The sequence below is a fragment of the Streptomyces sp. NPDC005963 genome (assembly GCF_040638655.1).
GTDB lineage: Bacteria > Actinomycetota > Actinomycetes > Streptomycetales > Streptomycetaceae > Streptomyces.
In genome coordinates this window covers 130,240-155,806 of record NZ_JBEXVD010000019.1, presented here as the reverse complement: position 1 = coordinate 155,806, position 25,567 = coordinate 130,240, and the positions used below count along the sequence as shown (strand labels likewise).

Genomic DNA, 25,567 nt, shown 5'->3' with positions numbered 1-25,567 from the left:
CTCCACTCCCTCGCCGACTACCTCGCCAAGGTCAGGCCCGACCACCACACAACCAAGCAGGTCTAACACTGGGGATTTCAGGCGCATCACACTAGACATCCGATACCGAAGTGAAGTCCACCTCGTCCCGCCCCACCCCGCGCTCGTCCGCGTCCACCGAGCGGCGCAGCGCCTCGTGCAACTTCGCGGGGGTCAGGACACCCACGAACCGGGACCCGTCGACCACGGCCACCCACCCGGCGTCGTACTGGAGCATCTCGCTGAACGCCTGCTTCAACGGGGCCCCCAACGGAACCCATGCCTCCATGCGGCGGGCCAGATCCCCGACCGTGCCCTCCTCGCCCGCGATCGCCAGTGCCTCGGCAGACACCCAGCCGTGCAACTCGCCGTTCCCGTCGGTGACGACCGCCCACCGGGCCTGATCCGCCTTGAGACGGGACGAGGCCGTCCGCGCGGCCTCATCCAGACGGGCGAGCGGCGGCTGTTCGAGGTCCTCCTCCTCGATGGTGGTGACCGAGAGCCGTTTGAGTCCCCGGTCCGAGCCCACGAACTGGGCCACGTAGGCGGTCGCGGGCGTGCCCAGCACGGCGGCGGGCGTGTCGAACTGCTCGATGTGTCCCTGGCCGTACACGGCGATGCGGTCGCCCATGCGGACCGCCTCCTCGATGTCGTGCGTGACCAGCAGCACGGTCTTGCGCACGGTTGCCTGGAGCTTCAGGAACTCGTTCTGCAGCCGTTCCCGCACCACCGGATCGACCGCGCCGAACGGTTCGTCCATGAGCAGTACGGGCGGATCAGCGGCCAACGCTCGCGCCACTCCCACCCGCTGGCGCTGCCCGCCGGAGAGCTGCGAGGGATAGCGCGGCCCGTACACCGAGGGGTCCAGACCGACGAGCTCCAGCAGTTCCGCGGCCCTCGCCCGGGCTTTGGCACGCTTCCAGCCCAGGAGTGCGGGCACGGTCGCGGTGTTGTCCAGAACCGTTCGGTGCGGGAACAGCCCCGCCTGCTGGATCACGTAGCCCATGCGGCGTCGCAACTGCACCGGGTCGACGGCGGAGATGTCCTCACCGTCGACGAAGATCCGGCCGGTGGTCGGCTCGACCAGCCGATTGACCATCATCATCGTGGTCGTCTTTCCACACCCCGAGGGTCCGACCAGCGTGACCAGCTCGCCCTTCGCGACCTCGAAGGAGAGGCCGTCGACGGCGGTGGTGCCGTCCGGGTACACCTTGCTGACCTGCTCGAACCGGATCATTCCTCCACGGTAGGAGTCCGCCATCCGAGCCGCACACGGGCGGCGACTGTACGAGTCACCGCGTCTTCGCGCACATCGCCGCAGATCGGACCCTGTCCCTCCGCTCGCGTACCCGTGTGATCCCATGGGCGAGCGCCATGCAGAGAACAGGAGCAGCAGTGACCAGCTACCGCCAGCCCGGAGTCGTCCTCACGGACCGTCGTTTTACCGTGCCGCTCGACCACGCCGATCCCGACGGCGAACAGGTGGAACTCTTCGGGCGCGAAGTGGTTGCTGGTGCGCGGGCCGCCGACGCACTGCCCTGGCTCGTCTATCTGGAGGGCGGCCCCGGATTCGGCGCCCGTCGGTTCGCCGGTCGCAGCGCCTGGTTGGGGCGCGCAGTCCAGGACTACCGCGTGCTCCTCCTCGACCAGCGCGGCACCGGACGCTCCACCCCACAGAACCGTCAGACGCTCGCAGCCCGCGGGGACGCCGAGGCCCAGGCCGCCCACCTCGCACACTTCCGTGCCGACAGCATCGTGCGCGACTGCGAAGCGATCAGGCCCCATCTGACCGACGGTGCCTCCTGGAGCGTCCTCGGGCAGAGCTTCGGCGGGTTCTGCGCCACCCACTACCTGTCCAGCGCGCCCGAGGGCCTGCGCGAAGTCTTCATCACCGGGGGACTGCCCTCCCTCAACGCCCACGCCGATGACGTCTACCGCGCCGCCTACCCCCGTATCCAGCGGAAGGCGGAGGCCCACTACGCCCGCTATCCGCAGGACGTGCGCCGCGCCCGGCGCATCGCCGCCCACCTCGCCGAACACCGCCCGGTCCTGCCGGGCGGCTACACCCTCACCCCCGAGGCGTTCCAGTCCCTGGGCATCCTCCTCGGCGGCGGCGACGGCAGCCACCAGCTCCACTACCTGCTCGAAGGTGCCTTCGTGAGGGTCGGCGACCGCCATGAACTCTCCGACGCCTTCCAGGAAGCGGTCCTCGGCACCCTCTCCTTCGCCGGGCACCCCCTCTACGCGGTCCTCCACGAAGCCATCTACGGCCAGGGCAAGGAGCCGACCGGATGGGCCGCCGAACGCGTACGGGCCGAGTTCCCGCAGTTCGACGCCGCCACCGCGCTCGCCAGCGACTCCCCGCTCCTGTTCACCGGCGAGACCATCCACCCGTGGCACTTCGAGACCGACCCGGCCCTGCGCCCCCTGCGCGAAACCGCCGAACTCCTGGCCGCCCGCACCGACTGGGAACCGCTGTACGACGCGGACCGGCTGGCCGCCAACCGGGTGCCGGTCGCGGCGGCCGTCTACCACGACGACATGTACGTCGACACAGAGCACTCCCTGAGCACCGCCCGTACCATCCGCGGGCTGCGCACCTGGGTCACCGACGAATTCGAACACGACGGATTGCGCGCGGGCGGCCCCAAGGTCCTGGACCGACTGATCGCGCTGGTCAGGGACGAGGTCTAGGAACGACGTGATACGGCGCCGAGCCCGCGCGGCGCCGTATTGTGCGCGCATGACCGAGCTCGCGGACCACTCCGCAACCGACCAACTGCTCCCCATGCCGCAGGACTGGCAGCGCGCCCTCGCCGTCGTCGCCCATCCCGACGATCTGGAGTACGGCTGCGCCGCGGCCATCGCGGTGTGGACCGACGGCGGACGGGACGTCTCCTATCTCCTGGCCAGCCGTGGCGAGGCCGGCATCGACACCATCCCGCCCGCCGAGTGCGCACCCCTGCGGGAGCGGGAACAGCGGGCGAGCGCGGCTGTCGTGGGCGTGTCGACCGTGGAGTTCCTCGACCACCGGGACGGAGTGATCGAGTACGGCACCGCCCTGCGGCGGGACATCGCCGCCGCCATCCGGCGCCACCGTCCGGAGCTGGTCGTCACCCTGAACCACCGGGACACCTGGGGCGGCACCGCGTGGAACACTCCCGATCACCGTGCGGTGGGGCGGGCCACGCTGGACGCCGCCGCGGACGCGGGCAACCGGTGGATCTTCCCCGAACTGATCACCGAGCAGGGTCTCGAACCGTGGAACGGGGTCCACTGGGTCGCGGTGGCCGGGTCCACCAGTCCCACCCACGCGGTGGACGCCAGCGCAGGGTTGGAGCGTTCCGTCCAGTCCCTGCTGGAGCACCGGACCTACATCGACGTGCTCACCGACGAAGACCCCGAGGAGTACTGCCGCTCCTTCCTGATCGGTGCGGCCGAAGCCGCGGGAGCACGCTTCGGCGGGAAGCCCGCGGTCACCTTCGAGGTGTTCGGTCGCTGACCCGCTGACCCGCTGACCCGCTGACGCGCTGACCCGCGATGCCCGGGGGCAGGGCGATGCCCGGTCCGTTCGGCGGAAGCACCACGGGATGCCCCCGATGCCACTCCACCCGGCGTCGGGCGCATCCGCACGCTCTGCTCGTGCTCGGCCCCTGCTCGGCCCCTGCTCTGCTTCTGCTCCGAGCTGGCTCCGTTGGGCACGCGTTGTTCGCCTCGTGAAGACGGCATCGGACCCGACGATCCTGATCGTCCGGATGTCCTGACCAGCACCCGACCCGGATCCGGTGTACCTAACACCCTTATCCGTGCTGTTTAATTGCGAGCGCTTTGTAATAACAGCTGATCTTCAGTAGGGGTGGGAGTCATGTTCGCCCGACCGACCCGAGCGACCGGCCACGTCAGGTCGACACGATCGATACGCGGCCTGGCGGCCATCGCCACCGTCGCGGCGCTGACGGGCGTTGCCGCCTGTTCCAACCCGAGCGACGGCAACGCAGGAGCCGCGGGCGCCGGAGAGTCGGCCGTCGTCGGCATCGCCTACGAGCCCGAGAGCCTCAGCCCCCTCCTCGGCTTCGGCAAGGACGGCAACTCCAAGATCTTCGACGGGCTGCTCACCTTCGACGCCGACATGAAGCTCCGGCCCGCCCTGGCGTCGGCCCTCCCCACGATCAGCGCCGACGGACTGACCTACACCTACCCCCTGCGCAAGGGGGTGACGTTCAGCGACGGCAAGCCCTTCACCTCCAAGGACGTCGTCTTCACCTATCGCACGATCCTCGACGCCAAGACCAACAACGCCTCCCGTTCGGAACTGGACGCGATCAAGGACGTCAAGGCCAGCGGCGACGACAGCGTGGTCTTCACCCTGAAGTACCCCTACGCGCCCTTCGCCCAGCGGACCGTGCTCCCCATCGCACCCGAGCACATAGCCGGCCGTCAGGACGTCAACACCGGCCCCTTCACCACCAAGCCGATCGGTACCGGTCCGTACGTCCTGACCAACTGGTCCAAGGGCGAGAAGATCCAGTTCAAGGCCAACCCCTCCTACTGGGGCGGCGCGCCCGAGGTGAAGAAGTTCACCATGGCCATCATCAAGGACGACGACGTCCGCGCCACCCGGTTGCGCGCCGGAGACCTGGACGGCGCCATCCTCCCGCCGAACCTCGCGGCGGGCTTCAAGAACGACAAGGCCAAGAAGACCCACGCGGCCACCACGTACGACTACCGGACCGTCACCCTCCCCACGGGGAACAAGGTCACCGGTGACACCGCCGTCCGCCAGGCACTCGACGTCGCCGTCGACCGCCAGACCATGGTCGACAAGATCCTCGAAGGCGCCGGCAAGCCCGCCTACGGCCCGGTGCCGACCGGCAGCGAGTGGTTCGCCCAGGGCACGGAACGCACCCACGACCTCACCCGGGCCAAGAAGATCCTCGATGACGCGGGCTGGAAGCCGGGCGGCGACGGCATCCGCGTCAAGGACGGGGTGCGCGCGGAGTTCCCGCTCTGGTACGTCTCCGGTGACAAGCTGCGCCAGGACCACGCCCTCGCGTACGCCTCCGACGCCAAGAAGGCGGGCATCTCGATCAAGACCCAGGCCGGCACCTGGGAGGTGATCGAGCCGAGGATGAAGCAGGACGCCGTACTCGCGGGCGGCGGAGCCCCCGGCGACCCCGACTTCGACCAGTACCTGCTGCTCACCTCGTCCCTCGCGGGCGACGGCTTCAACAACATGGCCTGGTACGACAACCCCGTCGTCGACAAGGCGCTCCAGGACGGCCGCAGAAGCGCCGACAAGGCCGTGCGGAAGGCCGCGTACGACACGGTCCAGCGAGAGCTGGTGAAGAACCCCGGCTACACCTTCCTCACGCACATCGACCACCTCTATGTCGTCGACGACCAGTGGGAGGAACTGACCAACCAGGTCGAGCCGCACGACCACGGCCTCGCCTCCGGCCCCTGGTGGAACGTCGAGGACTGGACCCCGAAGAAGTGAAGCACCACCCCGTCGAGCAGGAGGCGGTGTCCGTGTCGCGACGCCGCCTCCCCTGGCGGGCGATGGCACGGATGGCGGGGCGGCGTGCGCTGTTCGCCCTGCCCATCGTGCTGGCGGTGACGTTCGGCGTGTTCGCCGTCGCCGCCGCCTCGCCCTTCGACCCGGTCAAGGCGTACACCGGAACCGCCGGACTCACCGCGAGCGAGGAGACGCTCGCGGAGATCCGCGCGAACCTCGGCGCGGACGAGCCCTTCGTCAACCGTTGGTGGAACTGGCTCACCAACGCACTCCAAGGCGACCTCGGCGACTCCAGCGTGATGCGCCAACCCGTCGTCGACGTCATCAGCGAACGCATCGGCTGGTCGGTGCTGCTCGCCGTCACCGCCTTCGTGATCGCCATCCTCGTCGGGACCGCGCTCGGTGTCCTGGCCGGCCGCCGCCCGGGCGGCCTGCTCGACCGCGCCGTCAGCTCGGCCGCCTACACCCTCGAAGCCGCACCCGCCTTCTGGCTCGGGCTGCTCGCCATCTGGTTCTTCGCCCTCGAACTCGGTGTGCTCCCCGCCGGTGGGCTCACCGACACCGCGAGCGACGTCGTCACCTTCGACCAGGTCGCCACCCATCTGGTGCTGCCGTCGGCCGTCCTCGGCGTCTCCCAGATGCCGTGGTTCTACCTCTACGTACGCCAAGGCGTCTCGGACGCGTTGGACGAGGACCCCGTCCGCGGCGCCCGCGCCCGCGGGCTGAGCGAACGGACCGTGCTCCTCGGCCACGCCCTGCGCTCCGGGATGCTGCCCATGCTCACCCTCGTCGGCTCGCGCGTGCCGGAGCTGATCACCGGGGCGCTGCTGGTCGAGACGGTCTTCAGCTGGCCCGGCATCGCCGCGGCCACCGTCACCGCCGCCACCTCCGTCGACTTCCCCTTGCTGGCCGCACTCACCGTATTGGCGACCGCCGCCGTGCTCCTCGGCAACCTCCTCTCCGATCTGCTCTATGGACTGGCCGACCCGAGAGTGGGCTTCGATGGCTGACACTCTGCCCACCACCGCCTGGCGCTCGCGCGGGCGCACCCGCCGCTCCACCCGCACCGTTCGACTCTGGTCATCGGCCGTGATCGTGGCACTGGTGGCCCTCGCAGTCCTCCTGGTGCCGCCCATCGTGCAGCTCGACGAACAATCGGTCGACTTGTCGATGAAACTTCAGCCGCCGTCCTGGGAGCACCCCTTCGGCACCGATGACGTCGGCCGTGACCTGCTTCTCCGGTGCATCTACGGACTGCGGATCTCCCTGCTCGTAGGACTCGTGGCGGCCCTCGTCGCCACCGTCATCGGCACCCTCGTCGGAGCCGCAGCGGCAGCTTTCGGCGGGTGGACCGATCGAGTGGTGATGCGGCTCGTCGACACCTTCGCCTCCGTACCGCACCTGCTCCTCGGCATCTTCATCGTGGCGATGTTCCGCCCCGGTGTGTGGCCCGTCGTCATCTCCGTGGCCCTCACACACTGGCTCTCCACCGCACGGATCGTGCGCTCGGAAGTGCTGTCGCTGCGCTCCCGACCCCACATCGACGCGGCGATCTCCGGCGGCGCGTCCCGCCGTCGGGTGACCCTCCGCCATCTGCTCCCCGGCGTGTTGCCCCAGGCCGGACTCGCGGCCGTGTTGATGGTGCCGCACGCCATGTGGCACGAATCCGCGCTCTCCTTCCTCGGACTCGGCCTCCCCACCCATCAAGCGAGCCTCGGCAATCTGGTGCAAACCGCACGGAGCTCGCTCCTGGCCGGCGACTGGTGGCCCACGCTCTTCCCGGGTCTCTTCCTGATCGTCCCCACCCTCGCCATCGCCGGCCTCGCCGGCATCTGGCGGGACCGCATCAACCCACGCCGCCGATCGGAGCTGATGCTGTGAGCGTCGTACTGTCCGTACGCGACCTCTCCGTACGCTTCCGGATGCGCGGCGGCCGACACATAGCCGCCGTGACCTCCGCTTCCTTCGACCTGGCGCCGGGGGAGTGCCTGGTCCTCGTCGGCGAGAGCGGCTGCGGAAAGTCCGTCCTCGCCTCCGCACTGCTCGGCCTGTTGCCCGGCAACGCCCAGACCGCGGGCACCGCCAGGGTCGGCGGCATCGAGCTGCTGGGTGCGGACGAACGAACCCTCGCCCGCCAGGTGCGCGGACGGCTCATCGGACTCGTACCGCAGAGCCCGGCCGCCCACCTCACACCCGTACGGACCGTCGGCGCACAACTCGAAGAGACCCTGCGCGCACTCACCGACACCCCCCGACGCGAACTGCGCACCGCCGCCGTGGCAGCGGCCGAACGCGCCGCCTTCCCGGTGAGCCACCTCGACCGACATCCGCACGAGCTCTCCGGAGGACTGGCGCAACGCGCCGCGACCGCCCTCGCCCTCATCGGCGACGCGCCGCTCCTCCTTGCCGACGAGCCCACCACCGGACTCGACCGGGACCTCGTGGACCGCACCGCCGACGAACTGCGCCGTCACACCGACGACGGCCGTGCCCTCCTTATGATCACGCACGATCTTGCGGCTGCCGAACGCATCGCCGACCGGATCGCCGTCATGTACGCAGGGCGAATCGTCGAACTCGCCGACGCCACGTCGTTCTTCGGGACACCCGGACCCCGCCACCCCTATGCGCGCGGTCTGCTCGCCGCACTCCCCGAACGTGACTTCACCGCAATTCCCGGAATGCCGCCGGAACTCGGAGACCTCCCTGACGGCTGCGCATTCGCGGCACGCTGCGACCGCGCCACGGACCTCTGCGGAACACGCCCGGCACTGACGGCACAGGTGGCCTGCCATCACCCGGTGATGTCCGCGACGGAGCAGGAATCGGCACATGCCTAGGTCGCACCCGACCAGCACGGGTACGGGTCGGCGTGCCGACAGGCCGGCGTCCGGCCGATGTGTACGGCGCGTCGCCGGGCGGACGCGTCCCGCATTCGCCACCACCCGGGCGCGCCGTCCCACTGATGCCGCCTCGGGCCGCGTTCCGCAGTGCGTCCGCCGAAGAGATATGCGCCGGTCGGACCACCCCCAACCCCTCTCGTCCACCGGTCAGGAGCGCCGCCGTGCTTGAACTCCATGAGATCACCGCCGGCTACGACCGCCGCGCACCCGCGGTACGGGGTGTGTCCCTCGCCCTCGACCAGGGCGAGTCCATCGGACTGCTCGGCCCGAGCGGCTGCGGCAAGTCCACCCTCGCGAAGGTCGCCGCTCTGCTGCACCGCCCCTACACGGGCCAGGTGCGCATCGACGGTCGACCGGTCGACGGCTGGCGACACTCGGCACCCCGCGCGCAGCGCACCGCCATCGGTGTGGTGTTCCAACAGCCCCGGCTCTCCGCCGATCCCCGGCTTCCGCTGAAGGACCTGATGGCGGAACCCCTGCGGGCCACGGGGCGCCGCGCCGAGGTCGCGCCGCGTATCAAGGAACTGTCCGCAGCGGTCGGGCTCACCGAGGAACTGCTCAACCGCCGCCCCCACGAGGTGAGCGACGGTCAGTTGCAGCGCGCCTGTCTCGCCCGCGCCCTCGTGTTGCGGCCACGATGGCTCGTGTGCGACGAGATGACCGCGATGCTGGACGCCTCGACCACGGCCGCGCTCGTCGCCGTCGTCGAGGAGTACCGCCGGCAGAGTGGCGCCGCCCTTCTCGCCGTGGGACACGATCGGGTGCTGCTGGAGCGCTGGTGCGATCGAACGATCCACTGGTCCGACATCGTCGAGGGCGGCTGACCCCCCTGGCGGAGCCAAGTGGCCTGCGGACCTGGTGGTGTCGTGCTCCGGTGACCGTTCTCGGCAGAACAATCCCAACGCAGTGGACCGCGCTACCGTCGGAAATCCAGGGGCGTTCCACCGGCCGGGCTCGATAGCTTCTTCCGATGCACGAAAACGACGGATACTTCGGAGAGACGATCGCGGCCACCTACGACGACTCGCATGCCGGCAGGTTCGATCCGACCTCCGTGGACCCGACGGTCGACCTGCTCGCCGAACTCGCCGGCACCGGCCCGGCACTTGAGTTCGGCATCGGCACCGGAAGGATCGCACTGCCCCTGGCTGCCCGTGGGGTTCCCGTCCACGGCATCGATCTGTCCCGGGCCATGGTCGACCGATTGAGGGCCAAGCAGGGCAGTGCCGCCATCGACATCACGATGGGGGACTTCGCGACCACGCGCGTGGGGGACCACTTCACGCTCGCCTACCTCGTCTTCAATACGATCAACAATCTGACCACGCAGGACGCGCAAGTGGCTTGCTTCCGCAACGCCGCCGCCCAACTGCGACCCGGTGGCCGGTTCGTCATCGAAGTGGGCGTGCCCGAGCTGCGCCTCCTACCACCGGGCCAGCGAGCCGTACCGTTCCACATCAGCGCCACGCGATGGGCGTTCGACACCTACGACGTCGCCACCCAGGCCATGAGCTCCAACTACGTCACCGTGGCCGAGTCAGGCCGCGCCCAACACACGTCCATCCCGTTCCGCTATGTATGGCCGGCCGAACTGGACCTGATGGCCCAACTCGCCGGACTGCGACTGCGCGACAGGTGGGAGGGGTGGTCACGGGAACCGTTCACGAACGAGAGCCGTCAGCACGTCTCGGTGTGGGAGAAGCCATCCATCTGACCCGACGGGCAGGCCGTTGCTCCCTGACGGCCGGCTGAGGAGACAGCGCGAGCGACGGGCCGTCGCCCCCGGCCGCGGTCCGTCGCTCGGCACTCCGCCGCACCGTTTCGAACGTCGACTCCCCAACGCCGCGCGGTTCCAGGGCGGATCACCTGCCGTACCGCCGGACCGTTCGGCAACCACCCGTACGGCCGACGTGCCACTGCCGGCCCAGGGCCCCCGGCTGCGCCAGACTGACGGCCGAATGCCGCAATTCCGGCACGGTACAGGAGGTTGGCGATGGCCATTTCGATCTCGGTGGTACTGCTCTTGGTGGTGCTCGCGGCGGTCTTTCTGCGCAGTGGCGGGCTGAAGTTCTCCCATGCGTTGGTCTGCGCCCTGCTCGGATTCTTCTTGGCCAGCACCAGCATGGCCCCCACCATCTACGAAGGCGTCGCCGCCACCGCCGAGGTCGTGAGCAGTCTGCACCCCTGAGGTCCCGCCCGACGACGTCAGGACTTCATGATGATCGTACGGATGTCCGCCGTCGGTGGGTTCCTCCTCGGCCATCGGCGCGCGCTGTTCATCGCTGCCGCGGAACCAACAGGCCGCTCTGACACGTTGATCCCCTGACCGAGGCCCCAGGGCCGAGCGTACGAGGACGGGATGGATGACATGCCACTGGAGGGCGAGTACGAGCCGAGCCCCGAGAAGTGGGTGCGCGACCAGGTTGAGTTGTACGAGAGCTCCGGAGGCACCAAGGGGACGTCGATCCAGGGGATGGCGGTGGTCGTGCTCACCCATCGCGGTGCCAAGAGCGGCAAGCTCCGCAAGTCACCGGTGATGAGGGTGGAGCACGAAGGCCGCTACGCCGCGGTCGCATCCATCGGGGGAGCACCCAAGAATCCGCTCTGGTACCACAACCTGCGAGTCAATCCGCTGGTGGAACTCCAGGACGGCCCGGCGCGCAGCGACATGGTCGCCCGGGAGGTCACCGGCCCGGAGAAGGCCGCGTGGTGGGAGCGGGCGGTTGCGGTGTTCCCGCACTATGCGCAGTACCAGGAGAAGACGGACCGGGAGATCCCGGTCTTCGTGCTGGAACCGGTCTCTTCGAGTACCGGATGACGTAGGCGTACGGCATCTCTCGGGATGTCGTACGACCAGTCGCAGGAGGGCCGGGACCCCGGAGCGGCGCCGACTCCGCTCCGAGGCCCTGGTCCGCCCACCCATGGGCATCCAGCCATTCGGCTACCCATCGGTGGCCCCACCACCGGTTTTCAGCGGTGGATGACTCACCTCGCTCAATGCGCCGTGTGGTTGACCGTGATCACCCTCGCCGCCCTGCTGACCGGCCAGAACGAGACGACGGCCCGCCTGGTGACGATGCGACCATCTGCTCTTTTGGATCATGGTCGGCACACTACCGACGCAGGAATTCAGTCAACACGGCTGCACGTTGCGAGGAGGTTGCAAGGTCACGGAGAAGTCGAGGAACCCACGGAATCCGGCCTCTTCGCCCCGGGGGGTTTGAATGCCGTAGGTGTTGGCCGGTGTTCAGCCCTGTGCGGTCGCGAGAACACCTGCTTGATAGGCGCGGGCGACCAGATGCGCCCGGTTCCTGGCACGGAGTCTGCGTTTGAGAGCACCGAGGCGCAGGCGCACCGTCGATTCGCCCATGCCGAGCTCCCGTGCCACCTGGGAGTCCGATGCTCCTGCCGCCACCAGTTGGAGGATGGTCACCTCGTCGTCCGACCAGCGCGAGGCGTCGACGGACGGCGAGGCGGGACGTCCGCTCGCCATCGCGATGAACTCCTGGGGGTCGCCCGCGGAGTCGTGAACCAGGGTGAGCAGCAGGGAGACCGGGACGGATGAGCCGTCCACGGGACGGATCAGCTCGGTGTCGACCCGGTGTTGTGAACGCCTGCCCTCCAGCAGTTCCCGCAACACTGACCGTCCCCAGGAGTCCGATCCGTCGGGCGCGATGTCGGTCACGCCCATCCGCTGGAGTTCGGCCGCGCCCGATTCCAGGAGGGCCGCGAACGCCGGATTGACCTCGGTGAGCGCACCGTCCAGATCGATGACGGCGATGCCCACAGGAGAGCGTTCGAAGAGGGTGCCCAACCGGCTCTCGCGTTCGACCATCCGGTCCCGGACCGCCATCTCCTCCGTGAGGTCGAGGAAGACCCCTCCGACGGTGTCATCGCCCTGTTCCGACAACGGGAATCGGTAGCCGAAGGCATGGCCGAGCGTCCCGTCCGCCCGGGTGAACCTGGTTCTGAAGGAGCGGGGTCGACCGTCCGCGATGACCGCCGATTCCTCGCCCTCCTCGTCGCTCTGGGGTGGCCCGGCAGACCGGAACTCATCGGTGCGTCTGCCGATGATCTCGGAGAGTTCCTTGCCCGCGGCACGGAGGAACGCGGGGTTGGCCCAGGTGTAGCGGAATCGGGAGTCCTTGGTGTAAGCGAGCGCGGGCAACAGTTGCATGAAGGTGCGAAAGCGTTCCTCTGCCTCGGTCCAGGCCCGCTCGGCCTTCACCCGGGCGGTCATGTCCACGAACGTGCCGCCCACCAACACCGTGCCGTCCGGCTGCGGTACGGGGAACTTGTGGCCGACGAGGAACATGGCGGAACCGTCGGCGAGCTGGATCGTCTGCTCCATGCTCAGGGGCCGGCCGGTGGTGATGACGCGTTCGGTGGAGGGCGAGAACTGCTCGGCGGCACCCGGACCGTGGAGTTCGTCGGGGTGGACGCCGAGCACTTCTTCGCGGGGGCGGTCCAGCCAGCGCAGAAAGGTCTCGTTGACCCACAGCAGCCGGTCTTCGCGGTCCGCGAGGAAGGAGAACGCGGGGCTGTAGTCCATGAACAGGACGAACCGTCGGTCCACGGAGTCCCCGGCGCGAGCGCCGCCCTGGGATTCGTCAGATCCGTCCATGCGGCCCTCCCGCGCCGATTGGTCACCGGGCGGCCCGGACATCGTGGCTCGGGCCGTCCCGGTCCGGGGTGCAGAACCTCACCCCGTGGCGTGTATACAGGGGGATTCTACTGCGAAGATGTAGAAACCAGGCAAAACCCACCTATGGCGAAATGGCTTGATCCCCCTCCGGTCGGGGCATCGAAGGCGCAGGTCGATCGGGGGTGCCGTGCGCATGGGCCGAGGACGGTGGGTGCAGGTGCAGGTGCAGGTGCAGGTGCAGGTGGGGGGCGTTCTTCCGGTGCGCGCCCGCTCGCTACCTCGTGGCGTAACCGCCCACGGCCTCCTGCGTACCCGCTCACGGCCTCCTGGCGTACACGAACACCTGCGGCTCGGTGATTGCGCCTTCCGATGCAGGGGTGAAGTCCAGCTCCTCGGTCCGCAGGACCTCAAGACCCGAGGCCTCCAGGAGTGCGGTGAAGGCTTCCGCGGCGAAGCTCGTCACCTCCACGTCGTGCCCCATCCACCGGCCGGCTGCGCCCTCCACGTCCAAGGCCACGGTCGCGGCCAGCAGATGGCCCCCCGGGCGAAGCCAACGGGTGATCTTCCGGACGAGGTCCTGTTGGTCCGACCGCGGCATCTGGAGGAACGGATAGAAGGCGCAGACGGCGTCCATGCTCGCTTCGGGTAGATCCAAGGTGCGGGCGTCCTGATGGCGGAAGGACGCGTTCGGCACCTGGTGGCGGGCGATTTCCACCATCCCCAGGGAGATGTCCACGCCGAGGACCCGATGGCCCGCGTCGGCGAGTGTCTCAGCGGTGGGTCGCCCGGTGCCACTCCCGATGTCGAGCACCTCGCTGGCGGGAGCCAGGCGCTCGATCAGCCAGGCCAGCGCCGCTTGATGCGCCGGAGCCTTACCGAACGCATGTTCGTATTCCAGTCCCAGTGCGTCGAAGAGCTCTGCCGCGGGAGTCGGTCGCTGGGTCATTCGTACCTCCGATGTCGATCGCCGCAGGGGTCCTTTCCCTGATTCGCCCCCGGAATGCCTACTGCCTGGCAGTGGCTGCCCGGGTGCCCCTGTCGAGTGGACCATTCGATGCCTCGTATGGCACTCGGATCCTTACAAAAGGCGCATTTACTTCCTTGTCAAGAGGTATCGCTCTCTTTGATTGGCGGATGCGCCATGAAGAGCCCGCCCGCGCTCTGTGATCGGCGTCCCTCCGCGGGGAGCCTGAGATAAGCGGACCTCTCAGGTCCGTACGGACTCGGCCGACGGCCCCGGAGGGAGAGGAATCACCATGCTCGACGCCCATCTGGATCTCACTCCCCTCGACCGGACCCCGCGCCGCACGAAGGGCGAGGTCGGTACGGCCCCGGGTGCCGTGATGACGTGCTTCCGCCGTCGGCCCTCACCCACCGTGCACATCGATGCACTATGGGAACCCGGCCCTGCCCGCCGGGCCGCCATCGGTGCCGCCGGTGCCGTAGACGTACCGGCACACCCTTCCGCCGGGGCCGTGTTCTCCTGGCACCTCGCCCCGGACCTCACGGCCGTTGCGACGGCCCGTCGCCTCGTGCGACACCAGTTGACCGGATGGAATCTGGACGACATGGACGAGGACGCCTGTCTGATTACCTCGGAACTGGTGACCAACGCACTGCTGCACGCTCGGGGGACGGTCGTCCTCACCGTCAGGCTCGTCCAGGGACACGGTCCTGCGAAGGCCGTCGTGCGGATCGAGGTCCAGGACCAGGGACCGTGCGATGCGGAGCAGCAGAGCATGCCGCTGCCCCCTGCGACGCCGTCCGCAGACCTGGACACCGGTGGTCGGGGACTGCACCTGGTGGCCCACCTCGCCGAGATCTGGGGAGAGTCGGGCAGCCCCGAAGGCCATGTGGTCTGGGCCGATCTGCGGGCATCGGGATAGGCCCGCTCGCGATGGGCGGTCCGGCCACCGGTGGGTCAAGGCAACGGCAGGCTTCCGGCCCCGATTCCGCCCCCGTGTTTCACTGCCAGGTCGCGGTGTCGGGATCGATGCCGTGGGCGCGGGCGCTGGCGTCGACGATGCGACGGAACCAGGAGGCGAGCCCGGCGCGGATGCCGTCGTAGTGGGCGGCGAAGGCCGGATCGGCCTCATATCTGCGGCCGAGACAGACCTGCATCTCTCTGCTCAGGGGAAAGTACGCAGCAAAGACGTCCCGGTGTCGCTCGACGAGGTGATTCGCCTCCGGACTACCAGGGAGGACGCCCGCGTCCATTCCCTCCCCGAGGGCCCGATCGAGGTCAGCCACGGCATCCGCGACGGCCTGCCATTCCTCCGCACCGCGCGAGGCCGAACCCTCGGCGTACTGCAACCACTGCGCTGTGTCCCCGTAGTGCTCGCGGGCTCGGGCCGTCCAGTCAGGATTCCACCCGGGACCGAAGACCGCCGCTTGTTCCTCGACGGTCAGCAGGAGCCCGCGCTCGTGCGCCTCGATCATCCGATCCAGCCCGGCGCTGAGTTGCTGGAGGCGGTCGATGCGTTCCGCAACCCGGGTGCGCTGCGCGCGCAAGGCGCCGGGCACATCTGCGGTCGAGTCGTCCAGGACGGTCCGGATCCCGTCCAGACCGAGACCGATCTCCCGGTAGACGACGATGCGGTGGAGACGTTCCAGATCGCCGGCGGTGTACAGCCGGTATCCCGCAGCCGTGCGTAGCGACGGTTGCGCCAGACCGATCTCATCCCAGTGGTGGAGCGCGCGGACGGTCACGCCCAGACGCGTCGCGACCAGACCGACGGTCAGGCCGTCGACGGCAGTGGCATCAGACATGTCCGTCATTGTCGCCGCGACCGACGTCCGGCGGGGTGATCCCGATGGCTTCGAGGTTCCGGGCCTCCTGACTGGCCGGATCGAAGGGCTTCGCCGCGGTGAAGACGATCCGTACGTTCTCGGGCGTGATCACCGACACATCGCGGGTGTTCCAGGGGGTGTCCCGAAGGCCGTCGACCGCGTTCGGTCGCAGCGCACGACAGTTCTCGACGAGGGAATCGACCTGGTCGAGGACGCACGCGAAACTGAGGCTCAACGCAGGTGTCTGCTCCGGCACGCTCTCCGCCGGGACGAGGAGCACGTCCTGGAACGCCCACCGGCGCAGGTGTACGAGGCTCCCGGGAATGCTGAACAGCTCGAAGAACCCGAGCCCACGAATCCAGAAGTCCACCGACGCCGTCAGATCGCTCGTGGGGATCGTTGCGAAGGCCGGCATTCCGTAGATGCCGCGGAACGGTTCCGGCGGAACTGCATCCGGTCCGGGAGTGGGCACGGGACTGATCTCGAACGCGTTGTAGTAGTCGCTCATGCCGCCCACCATCCGGCCTCCCGCAAGGTGAGGGTCAAGCCGCCTTCGTGCATCGTGCCCCAAGTCGTCGCTGGGTCCCTCGCCCGCGGTGAGTTGTGTGGCGCCGCGTAGGATCACCGTGTGTTCGAAGCCCCACGGAACTCCGCCGGTGCGATCCGAGCCCTCGTGGTTCTCGCCCTGATCGCGATCCTGCCCTTCGTCCTCGGCATCACCTTTCGGTCCTCGACCGTCGTCGACGGCGAACTGACCGCCTACAGCTACCTCAATCTGACCGCCCTGGTCGGTGGGGTCGCCGCACTCTGGTACGCGGTCAAGACCTTCGCCGCGGCGCGAACGGCCTCGGCCCTGACCGCGATCCTGTCAGTGGCGCTCGTCCTCGTGGCCCTGGTGGCCGTGCTCCAAGTGGTGCGCGGCAGCGGGGTGATCCCGTACCTCACCGAGTGCACGGCCTCACCGAGCTTCGACCTCTGCCAGCCGAAGTCCCCCTGAAGTCCAGCTCCCCGGGCGTCTCCCGATCTTCTGTTGCCTACGCCTGACGCGATGGACGGCCGAGGCGAACCGGCAGTGTGGTGACGTCGTTGCCGATGAAGGAGTGGAGGTGCTCCAACTCCCGGGGAGGCGACGCGAGCGTCAGTTCGGGGAAGCGGTCGAAGAGGGCAGGGAGGGCCACTGCGGCTTCGAGACGTGCCAACGGTGCGCCCAGACAGTAGTGAATACCGTGGCCGAAGGCGAGGTGGGACCTCTCCTTGCGTCGGATGTCGAAGGTGTCGGGGGCGTCATGGACCGAGGGATCGCGGCCGGGGGCGCCGAATCCCATGATCATGGCGTCCCCGGCGCGTATCACCACGCCTTCGCCCACGTCGATGTCCTCGGTCGCCCAACGCATCGGCATGTGCATCACGGACGGATGCAGCCGCAGGGTTTCCTCGATGACATCGGACCAGGCTGACGGCTCGTCCAACACGATGTCGAGTTGGCTGCGATGGAGGAGGAGTTCCGTGACGGCGTGCCCGATGAGTGCGATGGACGTCCCGCTGCCGGCGCCGAGCATCAGCTTCAACATGTCGACGAGTTCTTGTTCGCTCAGCCGATCGCCGCTCTCCTCGTGCGTGGCCAGCAGCAGACTCGTCATGTCCTCCCCGGGCTGGTTGCGCTTGGTCTCGATGAGTTCGCGCATCGCGACTTCCAGTCCATGGTTGACGGCCGCGGCGTCTTCCGCCGCCACCCCGGTGGCCAGGACCGCGTCGAACAACTTCAGCATCGCCGGGCGTTGGGCGGCGGGGACACCGAAGAGGTCGCAAATCACCCGGGTGGGCACGGCGTAGGCGAACGCCGCGCGCAGATCAACGGGTTCGTCGCCTTCGTGTGCCTCCAGCGCGTCGAGGAGTTCGCTGACGACGGCTTCCACCCGGGGGCGCATCGCGTCGATGCGTCGGGGGGTGAAGACGGGCCCGACGAGCCTTCTGAGCCGGGTGTGGTCACGGCCCTCGACGTTGAACATGCTCTCGGCGTCCACCCACGGCACCAGCCAGGCCACGGCGCCCGGCTGGTAGCCGGGCTTGGACTGCTTCGCGTCCCGGGAGACCGCCGGATGGGAGAGCAATTTCTTGATCACGTCACCACGGGTCACCGACCAGGCCACCACGTCTTCCGGGAGTCTGACGCGAACGGCGGGGCCGGCCTGACGCAGAGCGTCCGCCTGCTCGTGTAACGGAGGACCGCCAGTGCTATCCAAGGTGATGCCGGGGTCGAGGTCGGTCATGGGTGGTACCTCCCGGGCGGTGAAGAGACCTGCGGGGTCATGGCGCACCGGGGTGGACGTCTCGCTCCGGTGCGTACCGCCTTCCATGAAAGGGGACCGACTGACATGGCGCCAGACCGCGCGAACGCACGGGGCCGGCGGGCGCCACATCTTCCTTCTCACCCGTCCGTCCCGTGTCGTTCCATTCGTCTCGTGCTGTCACGTGTCAGGGTTCGCCGTCCCGGTCCCGCACCGCGGTCGAAGGAAACCGCGCTCGCGCCGTCCGTGTACCCCCGCCATCGAGGACCCTGTCGCCCCGCGTCCGTGTCGCATCGGACGGCCTCGGAGCGCGGGGTGCGGGCAGCAGTCCTTTCGAGGCGCCGGCGGTACGCCCGAGCCTCCGGTGCCACCCCGATGGCCGATTGATCCTCGGACGCCAGGGAATGAATGAGGAAGCCTGGTGATTTCCGATGTCAGCCAGCTATTGGAGCCGGGGGTTCCGATAGAACGGGGGGTGGCGACGGTGGTTATTTCGGAGAAGTCGAGTGGCTCTGTGGCCTGTTGCGGCATGATGGGCGGGACTGACAGAAGGTCGTCAAGTCCTTCTGCTCCACGGTTGATAATTTCTGTGCTGTTCTGCGGTTTCCGGTGCGGAAAGGGAGCCGCTCACTCATATTCGATCACTGATCCTGTGCGGGGAGATCGAGGTACGGGAACGGAGGGTCGGCGGTGAGCGTGCGCGTGTTACGGCAGGCCAGGGGAGTGACTGAGGGGATTGCGCCGCCCCGGGTCGTCCTGGCCGCCCTGGGGGCCGTTGCTGTGGGCGTGGCCGTCGGCCACAATCTCGGCGCGGAGGAACTGGTCCACGCCCCTTGGTATTTGTATCTGGCCGGCTTCTTGCTCGCCATTGGGCTGTACGGAAGTACGCATGACATTGACCTCGGAGAAATGCGCCGCGACCTTCGTGTCCTGGTTCTGGCGGTAACCCTGGGGGTCCTTCTCAAAGCCCTCTTGATCGCCGGGGTGATGGTTCTGGTCTTCAGAAAACCGGAGTATCTCGTTCTTGGGATCGCCGTCGCCCAGATCGATCCGCTGTCCGTGGCGGCGATGAACAAGAACCGTCGGATGTCGCCCCGGGCCAAGTCCCTGCTCGCGGCCTGGGCATCGTTCGACGATCCGATGACCGTCCTCCTCACGCTGTACTTCTCCGTGCTCGCCTTCCGGCTGTCGGACCGCTCGGGGGGACCGGCGGCCGGTACGGTCGGCGAGGGCTCCTCAGCTTTCCTGGCCGGCATCGGCTGGAATCTGGTACTGCTCCTCGCCGTCGCGTTGCTCTGGGGCGTGCCCCGCTGGTGGCGGCGCAGGGCGCGGATCCACCGGGCCACGACGGCGACGTCCCGGCGGGGCTCAGGACTGTCCGACGGCCCGAGCTTCGTCCTCGCCCTGGTGATGATCGCCGTCGCGGCGGGCTGGATGCTGATGGCGGCGGTGGCCGTCGCCGGGCTCTTTCTGCGGGTGGGCCGATACGGTCACGTGGTCCAAAAAGCCGTCTCCGTCGCCTTCGTACTGGCCGCATCGGTCCTCGGGCTGCTACTCGCGGAGGGAATCGCTCCCTGGCGGGGATTCGTGCTGGGTCTCGCCGCGTTCGGCGCCCAAGTGGTCATCGGCCTGTGGATCGCTCCCCGGCTGATTTCCGGCCTCGGGCGAAGCGACCGGGTCCAGTTGGGCCTGGGGCAGCAGAACGGCATCACGGCCATCATCCTGGCGCTCGCCCTGGAGCCGGACTTCCCCGGGACGGTCGCCATCGTCGGTCCCGCGATCCTCACCGTCAACGCGCTCTACTACCTGACCAACGGAGCCTGGGCCAGGTGGGAGGACCGAGGCGGAGAGCACCACGAAGTCGAGCAGGAAGACTTCTGCGGGTTGCCGCGGGAACCGATCGTGAGTGCCGATACCGCCAAGCCCTAGTGCGAACGGGGGGATACGGGTGAGTTGCGGGATGCGGTTCAGAGGGTGGGCACTGTTGGTGTGCCTCGGCACGCTCCTGTCGGTGTCGGCGCTGCCGTCGTCGGCGGACGTCCACACCGTGCGGGAGGCGGACATCCTCACCGTGCGGGAGGTCACGGCCGCGCCCAGTCCGACGGCGACCACCTCCGGGGCGGGCGCCGATGTCGACGACGTCCACACGGTGTACTGCCTGGCCAAGGAGCGGCGCAAGGCCGTGGTGGAGGCCGCGGTCCGACTCGGGCTCGCCAAAGAGGTGGAGGGCAAGCCCGAACGGCTCGTTCCGCCACCGTGGGAATCCGCGTCGAAGGCCGGCAACGGCCAGACCGTGGAGAAGTGGGCCGAAGGCAGTCGAGAGCCGTTCCGGCGGGTGTGCGATGCGGTGATGCAGGCCGACGCCAACGCCAGTGCCGCACCCGAACCCGGGGCATCAGGACCGAGCACACTGGAAGCCCTCGCCGCGGGCGCACTGCTGGCCGTGCTGGGATCGGCGCTGACCTTGATGGGCGGCGCCACCGAACGCTCCGCTGCCCGGCGCAGGGCGCAGGCCGACGAGTTGGACGGTGCGACGATCCGCTTCGCACTGGCCGCGGAGGGCTATCTCTCCGTGTGGGTGGGAGAGCGCGATGCCGCGTACGGGGAACTCGGCGCCACACGGGACGAGTTGTCGGTGGCCCTGCGAAGATTTGGAGTTGCGGGCGCTCGGCGCGGCGAGGCCCGGGACCTGGCGGATTCCCTCCCATTCGACGGGCCGCTGCCGGACTCGACGCCGGGTGGGCCGCAGGGCAACCGCTACCTCGACGAACGGGAGAAGCAGACGGAGGCGGATCGGCAGCGAACCCTCCTTGAGGGCGCGCTGTCCAGCGTCGACCGACTCGCCTCGACCTCGCCACTGAGGCGCGCGGTGCGCAAACTCCGACGCGATGTGCCACGAGGCGGGCGCACATGACGCCGGACGAACCCGTCAACCCGTTCGGAATTCCGACCCCCTTCGACGTCTTCGGTTCGAGCGAGATCGTCAGGCCGACGGAGGACTGCGCGCTGGCTCCCTGGCGGATTCCGGGTCATCTCAACCTCTGGGTGCCCGTCGACCACACGGACGAATTGACCAGGGCGTTCCAGGGAAACGGCCCCCAGCCCATGAGGATCCTCTCCAGCGACCCGGGCACGGGATATGTCGTCGTCGTGAGCGGGTCGACCGGTTCCGGAAAGACCTCTCTGATCAATTGGTGCATCGACGATCTATCGCGTCGCATCAATGGCTATCTGGGACGCTCCACCGTTTTGGAGGGTGGGCTGTGGGATGCGCACAGCGGATATGAGGGCGTGCACGTCGTCACCATGCGAGGCTTCCGCAACCAGGACAATGGATTCAGCCATGAGAACGGCATCACCCTCAGCGTCCCGGACTTGAACCGCAAGATCGTCCAAGAGGTGCTGCGCAAGCTCGTGCTGGCGAAGGCGCTGACGAAGGAGACGGAGAAGACGGCGCTGAGCTTTCGTTTCGTCTCCGACATGTATGCCTTGATCAGCGAGGAACTCGGCATCAGGCGCAATGTCGTGATCATCGTGGTGCCGCATGTCGACTGGCGAAACCCAAAAGCCAGTCAACAATTTCTGAGCAGCTGTCACAGTCATGCCAGAGCCGGTATCGTCTTCTTTTTGGAGAGTTCTGGAAGCAGCATCGGCCAGGACGTTGAAGCGGCCTTCCACCGGTATCAGTCGACACATCTGATGCACCTGGAGATGGGGCAGATGAAGGCTGATGACTGGGCGAACTTCATACTCCGGAGAACGGCGGACGGCGGCCTTCCCGGCAAGGCAATCACGATTGCCGATGAAGTCGTATCCAGTAGCCCAGAAGTGCATTTGTATAGCAATGTCAGGGAACTTCAGACATTTCTCTATGCGATCTCCCAGGAGGTCATCGCAGACGGACAAGAGGAGATCGACATGGCACGACTCGTTGCGTTCGCCCAGAACTACGGTGACATCGACCCCGACGGCCTTGGCTACTGACCGGCTCGACCTACAGCGCGAGGAGGGATCACCTCAGTGAGTCGTACGGATGACATCTTCCAGGCAGGGAATCCCTTTCCGTTCAGCCCTGTGGTGCAACTGGGCGCGTTCACGGACGACGTGAGGACCGGCTCCGAACCGGCGAAGCGCCCCGAGACCGTGGCCACCGGCTCACTCACCCGGGTGCGCGAGCAGGTCGCCGAGTACTTCGCCCAACGAGAACTGGGAGGCGGGCGCGGGCGGGCCATCGCCCTCGTCGGTGAACTCGGCATGGGCAAGAGCCATCTGGCGCGCGAGGTCGCCGCGGACGTGCGCTCGCGCAGTGCCGTCGAAGCGTTCCCGCCGCCGCTCTGGGTGATCAACGAACCGAGCATCGCCATGGGCTCCATCTACCGCAACCGGATGATGAGCCTCAGAGACGACCGCAACCGTCGCACCGCCTTTGAACAGGTGGTCAGCCACTACCGTGCGGACGTCACCGCGAACCTGGTGGAGGCGGACGACTCGCGTCGCTTCGGCCACGCCAGGGAACAACTCGTCACGGGGCTGCGGGACCGGTCGTTCGACCCGCAGAAGGTCGAGCAGGCGATCGACCTCGACCGCGAACTGATCCACCGCAACCTCGTCGAACACCTTCGGCTCGTCACCGACCACCGGGGCTTCGCCGCCGCGCTGGCACTCTTGCTCGAAGGCCCCTACAACCGGGAGGTGTGGGACTGGCTGACCGGCGATCCGCCCTCCCGGTCGCTGATCGAGCGGGGCGTGTTCTCGTCGATCGACGTCATCGAAGGGGTCTTCGACGCCCTCGCGGTCTTTGGCTTCCTCCACGGCCGCGTGGGCAAGCCCTACGTCCTCGTCCTCGATGCGCTGGAATACGTCCTGGACTGGCCGTCGGACTCCTACAACGCGTTCATCAACGGCTTCGAAATGCTGGTCAACACCTATGTCAACCAGGGGGGACTGCTGGTCTTCTGCATCCGCCCCGAGCCGTGGAGCAGGCTTCCGCGCAGTCTCCACGAGCGCGTGCTCCAGATCTGGCCCACCCGGTTCGAGCACGACGAATGCAGTCGACTCGTCCGCGCCCACGTCCGTACGCTGCCCGCGGCCACGCTCCAGAGCGCGGGGTTCGAGGATCCCCAGCACGCTTCGTACGCCCCCTTCACCACCGGCGCGATCAATGCGGTGGCGGAACTGTCCGACGGCGTGCCCCGCCAGGCGTTGAGGGTGTGTCACCAATCCTGGAAGCTGGCAGCGGCGTCCGATGCGCACAGCCACCACATAGACGCCGATCAGGTCCGGGTCGCGGTCCGTCAACTGCACGAACAACGGGATATCGGGGAAGTCCTCCACTCGCTGGAGAAGACCCTCACGGACGGTCAGTGGCGCCGCGAGCTGAACCCACCCGAACTGGCGGACGTCGTCAGCGAGGACGTGAACGCGATCGCCTACTGGCTGCGGGTCGATGTGACCTCCGCCATCGGTATCCTCCTGGTGTCGTCCGTCCTGGCGGAAGCCGACGTCCACCGCATCGTCCGGGTGACGCGCACCGTGCGGCGGGCCTTCTCGGCGGGCATCTGCGAAGTGCTGGTCATTTCCAACGGACATGTGCCCCGCACCATGCGCAACCGCGTCGCACAGGCCATCGGGACCGCGCCCCTGGCCGTGGGTGACGCCAGCTTCAGCGAGCGGCTGGCCCGCGCCCTGGACGTACTGGCCGCCCGGATGGAAGCCGCACGGCAACGGACCGCGCTCGACACCCTGCGGACCCGACTGAGCACGATGGCCGTCCAGCAGGGCGAGGTGCTGCAACGCATCGACCGGTTGGACGGCCAGGTGGAGCGGCTCGGAACAGCAACGCAACCCGGCCCCGCGACCCCTGCTTCCGGCACCCCCGTACCAGCCGGCATGGCCCTGCCACCATCCGTGGACCGGCTGTTCACCGTCGCCCGCGAAGCGCTCGACCTGCTGACCGGCGTCGAGAGCACCACCAGCCTGCGTCAGGCACTCGGCGTCGACGTGAGCGGAATGGCCCAACTCGACGGCCGACCCCAACGCGTCGCCTTCACCCTGGAACAGTTCCAGACGCTCGGCATCACCGCACTGCTCAGACAGTTGTTGGACGGATTCCGCGACGGCATCGCCGGCTGGCTGCGTACCGTCGCCGCCACCACCGGCCCCGTGCCGACGGCCGCTCAGGAGAACAGCCTCTTCATCGTGTGCCGCAGTTTCGAGATCACCTTCGAGGTGCTGCCGCCGATCAGGGCCGAGCTCCTTCCCGGCGCGCGTGCCACCCAGGAACAGGGCGCCCGCACAGTGCGGCGCACCCTGGTCGGCGATGTCTTCGGACGACTCGCCGAAGAGGTTCAGCGGGCCGTCCTGCGCGAAGTCAACGGCGAAAACGGGAGCGGGGCGAGGGAGGAGGCAGTTCGTTGAGCACCTCGCGCAACCGTCGCTCGGCATTGCCGACCTGGTGCTGGTCGAGTGTGACACCGAGCAGGAAGTCGCCGCTGCGCCCCCCGGGCAGCCAGTGGATGTAGACGGCCCCCTCCTGGACGTCGAGCACGAGGCGATCGATCGGGTCTCGGGTGATGGAGTGAAGGGCATCCCGCAGCCGAGCGATGTCCGTACGGAGACCTCCCGCGATGTCGCGGTACTTCCGACGCCGTGAGTCCGGCTCGATGGCGAGGAACCGCAGCCCCAGATGCGGGCTGTCGAACGCGTCGCCCACACATATGAGCTCCCAGCCCCGGTAGTACGCGAGGTACTGGAGATCGGTGTGGTTGACGAACCGGTGCCACAGGCCCCGCAGCCGTGCCTCCGATGGTTCGTCGACCGTGTGACCGGTGAGGAACTGAAGGCCCTCCGTCCCGTCGGGGACGAGGTACGGCAACTCAAGGCCGCCCAGGTACTCGTTCGGTAGGTTCATCAGGATGCGCATCTCGGTCACCAGCTTGTTGAGCTGGCCGTCCATCGCGTCGATGCCGTCACCGTCCACGGTGATGCCGACGAGGTGCTGGTCCGCCTTCACCCGACCGCAGTACAGGGCGCCCGTCGGTGTGCCCACGACCGTTCGCATCAGTTCACCGGTCCGCAGGGGGGCGAGCGAGCGGTCGATGTCCTGGACACAACGGACCAGTTGGTGTCCGGGCCGGCCCTCGGCGTCGATGCGGTGGTCCACCAGAAGACCACCGCGCAGCGGCTCCGCGTCATGGACGTGCACGACGAAGTCGAGGATGCCGTTGCTGTAGTGCGCCACCGACCTTATGGAGGGGCACTCGGTGACGTGCCGCTGACAGAGCTCGCTGATGTCCTCCTGGACCTTGGTGTTCCAGTGCTCCGCGTGCAACGCCACCGGGGCATCGGGTGGTCGCCGATCCGCAGGGATGTCGTCGGTCATCTCCAGTGCACTCCTTCTCGCTGCCCT

General features: G+C 68.2%; 23 protein-coding genes. 16 read left to right on the top strand and 7 right to left on the bottom strand.

Annotated elements, in window-relative coordinates; translation table 11 throughout:
* Positions 1 to 91 precede the first annotated feature (91 nt).
* Positions 92 to 1,255 (bottom strand): betaine/proline/choline family ABC transporter ATP-binding protein, encoded by a 1,164-nt coding sequence (locus tag ABZ348_RS23955; protein ID WP_358936230.1) that lies wholly within the window; start codon positions 1,253 to 1,255, stop codon positions 92 to 94.
* A gap of 158 nt (positions 1,256 to 1,413) precedes the next feature.
* Here ABZ348_RS23955 and ABZ348_RS23950 point away from each other — a divergent pair, with 158 nt between their 5' ends.
* From ABZ348_RS23950 to ABZ348_RS23905, 10 genes are all read left to right on the top strand, one after another.
* Positions 1,414 to 2,712, top strand: coding sequence for an alpha/beta fold hydrolase (locus tag ABZ348_RS23950; RefSeq protein ID WP_358936228.1), 1,299 nt, complete (start codon positions 1,414 to 1,416; stop codon positions 2,710 to 2,712).
* 49 nt (positions 2,713 to 2,761) lie between these two features.
* Positions 2,762 to 3,520, top strand: a complete 759-nt coding sequence (locus ABZ348_RS23945; protein WP_358936226.1) for a PIG-L deacetylase family protein — start codon at positions 2,762 to 2,764, stop codon at positions 3,518 to 3,520.
* A gap of 363 nt (positions 3,521 to 3,883) precedes the next feature.
* The gene (locus ABZ348_RS23940) at positions 3,884 to 5,515 is read left to right on the top strand and encodes an ABC transporter substrate-binding protein (RefSeq protein WP_358936224.1); all 1,632 of its coding nucleotides are present in this window, start codon (positions 3,884 to 3,886) and stop codon (positions 5,513 to 5,515) included.
* 62 nt (positions 5,516 to 5,577) lie between these two features.
* The gene (locus ABZ348_RS23935; RefSeq protein WP_358936245.1) at positions 5,578 to 6,543 is read left to right on the top strand and encodes an ABC transporter permease; all 966 of its coding nucleotides are present in this window, start codon (positions 5,578 to 5,580) and stop codon (positions 6,541 to 6,543) included.
* Entirely contained in the window at positions 6,536 to 7,414 is an 879-nt protein-coding gene (locus ABZ348_RS23930) for an ABC transporter permease (protein ID WP_358936222.1), read from the top strand. Before ABZ348_RS23935 ends, ABZ348_RS23930 begins: the two co-directional genes overlap by 8 nt.
* A gap of 41 nt (positions 7,415 to 7,455) precedes the next feature.
* Entirely contained in the window at positions 7,456 to 8,373 is a 918-nt protein-coding gene (locus tag ABZ348_RS23925; protein WP_358936243.1) for an ABC transporter ATP-binding protein, read from the top strand.
* Between the two features lie 224 nt (positions 8,374 to 8,597).
* Positions 8,598 to 9,260 (top strand): ATP-binding cassette domain-containing protein, encoded by a 663-nt coding sequence (locus ABZ348_RS23920; RefSeq protein WP_358936220.1) that lies wholly within the window; start codon positions 8,598 to 8,600, stop codon positions 9,258 to 9,260.
* A 146-nt stretch (positions 9,261 to 9,406) separates the two neighbouring features.
* Positions 9,407 to 10,150, top strand: coding sequence for a class I SAM-dependent methyltransferase (locus tag ABZ348_RS23915; protein ID WP_358936218.1), 744 nt, complete (start codon positions 9,407 to 9,409; stop codon positions 10,148 to 10,150).
* Positions 10,151 to 10,429: 279 nt separating this feature from the next.
* The gene (locus ABZ348_RS23910; protein WP_329026797.1) at positions 10,430 to 10,624 is read left to right on the top strand and encodes a hypothetical protein; all 195 of its coding nucleotides are present in this window, start codon (positions 10,430 to 10,432) and stop codon (positions 10,622 to 10,624) included.
* Positions 10,625 to 10,804: 180 nt separating this feature from the next.
* Entirely contained in the window at positions 10,805 to 11,254 is a 450-nt protein-coding gene (locus ABZ348_RS23905; RefSeq protein WP_358936242.1) for a nitroreductase family deazaflavin-dependent oxidoreductase, read from the top strand.
* 429 nt (positions 11,255 to 11,683) lie between these two features.
* On the opposite strand, the gene ABZ348_RS23900 is transcribed toward ABZ348_RS23905, so the two are convergent.
* Both ABZ348_RS23900 and ABZ348_RS23895 read right to left on the bottom strand, forming a co-directional pair.
* Positions 11,684 to 13,060, bottom strand: coding sequence for a PAS domain-containing protein (locus ABZ348_RS23900; protein WP_358936216.1), 1,377 nt, complete (start codon positions 13,058 to 13,060; stop codon positions 11,684 to 11,686).
* Positions 13,061 to 13,397: 337 nt separating this feature from the next.
* The gene (locus tag ABZ348_RS23895) at positions 13,398 to 14,027 is read right to left on the bottom strand and encodes a class I SAM-dependent methyltransferase (RefSeq protein WP_358936214.1); all 630 of its coding nucleotides are present in this window, start codon (positions 14,025 to 14,027) and stop codon (positions 13,398 to 13,400) included.
* A 310-nt stretch (positions 14,028 to 14,337) separates the two neighbouring features.
* Here ABZ348_RS23895 and ABZ348_RS23890 point away from each other — a divergent pair, with 310 nt between their 5' ends.
* The gene (locus ABZ348_RS23890; RefSeq protein WP_358936212.1) at positions 14,338 to 14,967 is read left to right on the top strand and encodes an ATP-binding protein; all 630 of its coding nucleotides are present in this window, start codon (positions 14,338 to 14,340) and stop codon (positions 14,965 to 14,967) included.
* Positions 14,968 to 15,046: 79 nt separating this feature from the next.
* Here ABZ348_RS23890 and ABZ348_RS23885 read toward each other — a convergent pair whose 3' ends face one another.
* Together ABZ348_RS23885 and ABZ348_RS23880 are read right to left on the bottom strand one after the other, a co-directional pair.
* Positions 15,047 to 15,850 (bottom strand): MerR family transcriptional regulator, encoded by an 804-nt coding sequence (locus tag ABZ348_RS23885; RefSeq protein WP_358936210.1) that lies wholly within the window; start codon positions 15,848 to 15,850, stop codon positions 15,047 to 15,049.
* Entirely contained in the window at positions 15,843 to 16,379 is a 537-nt protein-coding gene (locus ABZ348_RS23880) for a VOC family protein (protein WP_358936208.1), read from the bottom strand. Before ABZ348_RS23880 ends, ABZ348_RS23885 begins: the two co-directional genes overlap by 8 nt.
* Before the next feature lie 120 nt (positions 16,380 to 16,499).
* Between ABZ348_RS23880 and ABZ348_RS23875 the strand changes: the two genes are divergently transcribed.
* Positions 16,500 to 16,868, top strand: a complete 369-nt coding sequence (locus ABZ348_RS23875) for a hypothetical protein (protein WP_358936206.1) — start codon at positions 16,500 to 16,502, stop codon at positions 16,866 to 16,868.
* Positions 16,869 to 16,905: 37 nt separating this feature from the next.
* Here ABZ348_RS23875 and ABZ348_RS23870 read toward each other — a convergent pair whose 3' ends face one another.
* Entirely contained in the window at positions 16,906 to 18,141 is a 1,236-nt protein-coding gene (locus tag ABZ348_RS23870; protein ID WP_358936204.1) for a cytochrome P450, read from the bottom strand.
* A gap of 741 nt (positions 18,142 to 18,882) precedes the next feature.
* On the opposite strand from ABZ348_RS23870, the gene ABZ348_RS23865 reads away from it, so the two are divergent.
* Genes ABZ348_RS23865 through ABZ348_RS23850 form a run of 4 tightly spaced genes read left to right on the top strand, consistent with a single transcriptional unit; the run spans position 18,883 to position 24,576 of the window.
* Positions 18,883 to 20,088: a hypothetical protein gene (locus tag ABZ348_RS23865; RefSeq protein ID WP_358936202.1), complete on the top strand. Its 1,206-nt coding sequence runs from the start codon at positions 18,883 to 18,885 to the stop codon at positions 20,086 to 20,088.
* A gap of 31 nt (positions 20,089 to 20,119) precedes the next feature.
* The gene (locus tag ABZ348_RS23860; RefSeq protein WP_358936200.1) at positions 20,120 to 21,073 is read left to right on the top strand and encodes a hypothetical protein; all 954 of its coding nucleotides are present in this window, start codon (positions 20,120 to 20,122) and stop codon (positions 21,071 to 21,073) included.
* A complete protein-coding gene (locus tag ABZ348_RS23855) occupies positions 21,070 to 22,143 on the top strand; it encodes a P-loop NTPase fold protein (RefSeq protein ID WP_358936198.1) in 1,074 nt (357 codons plus the stop codon). The genes ABZ348_RS23860 and ABZ348_RS23855 overlap by 4 nt, the downstream gene beginning before the upstream one ends.
* A gap of 36 nt (positions 22,144 to 22,179) precedes the next feature.
* A complete protein-coding gene (locus tag ABZ348_RS23850; protein ID WP_358936196.1) occupies positions 22,180 to 24,576 on the top strand; it encodes a hypothetical protein in 2,397 nt (798 codons plus the stop codon).
* On the opposite strand, the gene ABZ348_RS23845 is transcribed toward ABZ348_RS23850, so the two are convergent.
* Complete coding sequence (locus tag ABZ348_RS23845) at positions 24,530 to 25,540, bottom strand: hypothetical protein (RefSeq protein WP_358936194.1); 1,011 nt, start codon at positions 25,538 to 25,540, stop codon at positions 24,530 to 24,532. The two genes, ABZ348_RS23850 and ABZ348_RS23845, sit on opposite strands and share 47 nt — an antisense overlap.
* Between the last annotated feature and the right edge of the window lie 27 nt (positions 25,541 to 25,567).